The 2,959-nt window shown below is 64.2% G+C and carries 3 protein-coding genes; 2 read left to right on the forward strand and 1 reads right to left on the reverse strand.

The features are described 5' to 3' along the window. Positions 1 to 295 precede the first annotated feature (295 nt). A complete protein-coding gene (locus CT676_RS43360; protein WP_071912654.1) occupies positions 296 to 1,189 on the reverse strand; it encodes a LysR family transcriptional regulator in 894 nt (297 codons plus the stop codon). A 103-nt stretch (positions 1,190 to 1,292) separates the two neighbouring features. Here CT676_RS43360 and CT676_RS43365 point away from each other — a divergent pair, with 103 nt between their 5' ends. Both CT676_RS43365 and CT676_RS44720 read left to right on the forward strand, forming a co-directional pair. After that, positions 1,293 to 2,276: an aldo/keto reductase gene (locus tag CT676_RS43365; RefSeq protein WP_135217325.1), complete on the forward strand. Its 984-nt coding sequence runs from the start codon at positions 1,293 to 1,295 to the stop codon at positions 2,274 to 2,276. Between the two features lie 288 nt (positions 2,277 to 2,564). Then, positions 2,565 to 2,795, forward strand: coding sequence for a hypothetical protein (locus CT676_RS44720; RefSeq protein WP_014494328.1), 231 nt, complete (start codon positions 2,565 to 2,567; stop codon positions 2,793 to 2,795). Positions 2,796 to 2,959 lie beyond the last annotated feature (164 nt).

Raw genomic sequence — 2,959 nt, forward strand, 5'->3', positions numbered from 1 at the left:
AGAGCTCTTGCGTGTCATCATCCGAGCCTTCTTCGAGACCGTCCCGGCTCGAAACACCGCTTGAGCCGGGCGCCGCCGCCAGTTCTTCACGAACGACTCGATAGATGGGCCCCGGCTCAGCAGCGCACCGCTGAAGAAGCGCTGCGCTGCGTCCGGGGCACGAGAGCGCAGTTTCGACGCGCAGCTGTTTCCCCACCGTCATTGCGAGCGCAGCGAAGCAATCCAGAGTACCTCCGCGGAAAGATTCTGGATGCTTCGCAGTGCTCGCAATGACCAGGAGGAGGGCCGCGCCCCGTCACTTCCGATAGCGCAGCGCCTCCACCAGCACGGCGAACGCCGGCGTCGGCTGCCGACGGCTCGGATAATAGAGGTGATAGCCCGCAAACGGTGCGCACCAGTCGGCGAGCACGCGGATCAGCCGGCCGTCGGCGATCTCGCGCTTGACGAGATCGTCGGGGATATAGGCAAGGCCAAGCCCCGCCAGCACGGCATTCATCCTGAGCAGGCCGGTGTTGAACACGAGCTGGCCGTCGACCCGCACCTTCATCGCGCGTCCGCGCTTCTCGAACTCCCAGGCATAGATCCCTCCATAGGTCGGCAGGCGGAGGTTGATGCAATTGTGCTCCGTGAGATCCTGCGGCAGCTTCGGCTTGCCCCGCGCGGCGAAATAGGCGGGCGCGCCGACCACGGCCATGCGCATCTCCGGCCCGATCCGCACCGCGATCATGTCCCTGGCGACCTGCTCGCCGAGGCGCACGCCGGCGTCGTAGCGCTCGGCGACGATATCGGTCAGGCCATAGTCGACGACGAGCTCGACCTTGATATCGGGGTAGCGCGGCAGCAGCTTTGCGACCGCCGGCCACAGCACCGTCTGTGCGGCGTGCTCGCCGGTGGTGATGCGGATGGTGCCCGCCGGCGTCTCGCGGAGCGCGGTCAGCGCCGACAGCTCTGCGTCGATCTCCGCAAAGCGCGGCCCGACATTGCGAAGTAGACGTTCGCCCGCTTCCGTTGGCGCGACGCTGCGGGTGGTGCGGGTGAGCAGCCGCAGGCCGAGCCGTTCCTCCAGGCCGCGCACAGTATGGCTGAGCGCCGACTGCGACACACCGAGCTGGGCTGCCGCGCGGGTAAAGCTGCGCTCGCGCGCGACCGCAAGGAAGGCCAGGAGGTCATTGACGTTGGTGCGGGTCATTCATGAATCCATCTCATCAGTACATACCGCTTTTATCATCTAATCGCGGGCCGGCGCGTGGCCTAAATTCGCTGCCGAACATGAACTCAAGGGAGAGCTGACGATGCAGATGCGAACATTGGGCAAGAGCGGCCTCGAGGTCTCGGCCCTCGGCCTCGGCTGCATGGGCCTGAGCTACGGTTATGGCCCGGCGACCGAGACGTCGCAGGCGATCGCACTGATCAGGACCGCCGTCGCGCGCGGTGTGACCTTCTTCGACACCGCCGAGGCCTATGGGCCCTTTGCCAACGAGGAGCTGCTCGGCGAGGCGCTTCAGCCGTTCCGCGACAAGGTCGTGATCGCCACCAAGTTCGGCTTCAAGGGCGGCAAGGTCGAGGCCGGGCTCGACAGCCGGCCCGCCAACGTCAAGGCGGTGGCGGAGGCAGCCCTGAAGCGGCTCAAGACCGATCGCATCGATCTGTTCTACCAGCACCGCGTCGATCCCGACGTGCCGGTCGAGGAGACCGCGGGCGCGGTCAAGGATCTGATCCAGGCCGGCAAGGTGCTGCATTTTGGCTTGTCGGAGGCGGGCGCGCAGACCATTCGCCGCGCCCATGCGGTGCAGCCCGTGACCGCATTGCAAAGCGAGTATTCGCTGTGGTGGCGCGAGCCGGAGCAGGAGATCTTGCCGACGCTGGAAGAGCTCGGCATCGGCTTCGTTCCGTTCAGCCCGCTCGGCAAGGGTTTTCTCACCGGCGCGATCACCGAGCGCACGACGTTCGATGCGAGCGACTTCCGCAACATCGTGCCGCGCTTCTCATCCAGCGCACGCAAATCCAATCAGACCCTCGTCGATCTGCTTGGCGAGATCGCCGCAATGAAGAAAGCGACGCCGGCGCAGATCGCGTTGGCCTGGCTGCTCGCGCAGAAGCCGTGGATCGTGCCGATCCCGGGCACCACCAAGCTGCACCGGCTCGAGGAAAATCTCGGCGCGGCTGCGGTGACGCTGTCGGACGCGGACCTCACTGCAATTGCAGGGGTGCTGTCCAAGGTCGCCGTGCAGGGCGACCGCTATCCTGCGCATCTCCAGGCGCGAGTCGGCCGCTGAGCTGCGGCGTGAATGCCCGGTGAGCGTTCGCTTACCGGGCATGCGCGTCTTGTGTTCCGACTTGAATACCTTTGCCAGCGCTACCAAGCAGCGTTGCAAGCAGCGTTGCAAGCAGCGTTGAAGGAAGCGATTAACACCGCCGGCACAGGCTTATTCCGCAAGCGTCGCGACTTCGTCATAGCCGGTGGAAGATACGGATTTCCGATAATCAATTTTATTCTCTTTCCGTCCTGCTGCGCTATATGTCGGGCATCCGTCTAACGGGGGAGGCCGGAGCAGGCGCATGACTTGCGAGACCGGCAGAAGCAGGGGACCAAGCCCGTCGGCATGTTTGAAGTGATCATCACCAGGCGTAAGCGGTTTGGCTGGCGATGGCAGGTGTGCCAGTCCGGCAAGATATTTGCCGATGGCTTCGAGCGCACCCGGCCGTCCGCCAAGTATCATGGCGAGCGCGCACTGTTCTTCCTGTTGTCGCAGGCTTACTTGCGCAATCGCTCCGCGGCGGCCAGCGAGGACTAAAGCGGGATGGGGTTAGGTTGAATCGATTTGGGATTCCCAAATCGGTGTGTTTCTGATTCACCATTCTGGCTGGGTTGGAGGCCAGCATGGATGGGCAAGCCTTATTCTCTGGATCTTCGCAAGCGTGTCGTGTCCGCGATCGAGGGCGGGATGTCCCGCAATCA

Source organism: Bradyrhizobium sp. MOS001, from assembly GCF_004634465.1.
Classification (GTDB): Bacteria; Pseudomonadota; Alphaproteobacteria; order Rhizobiales; family Xanthobacteraceae; genus Bradyrhizobium; species Bradyrhizobium barranii.

What these genes read in the sequence shown, in the direction of transcription:
- CT676_RS43360 (WP_071912654.1), bottom strand. Translation starts at nt 1,189, where the DNA reads ATGACCCGCACCAACGTCAATGACCTCCTGGCCTTCCTTGCGGTCGCG.
- CT676_RS43365 (WP_135217325.1), top strand. Translation starts at nt 1,293, where the DNA reads ATGCAGATGCGAACATTGGGCAAGAGCGGCCTCGAGGTCTCGGCCCTC.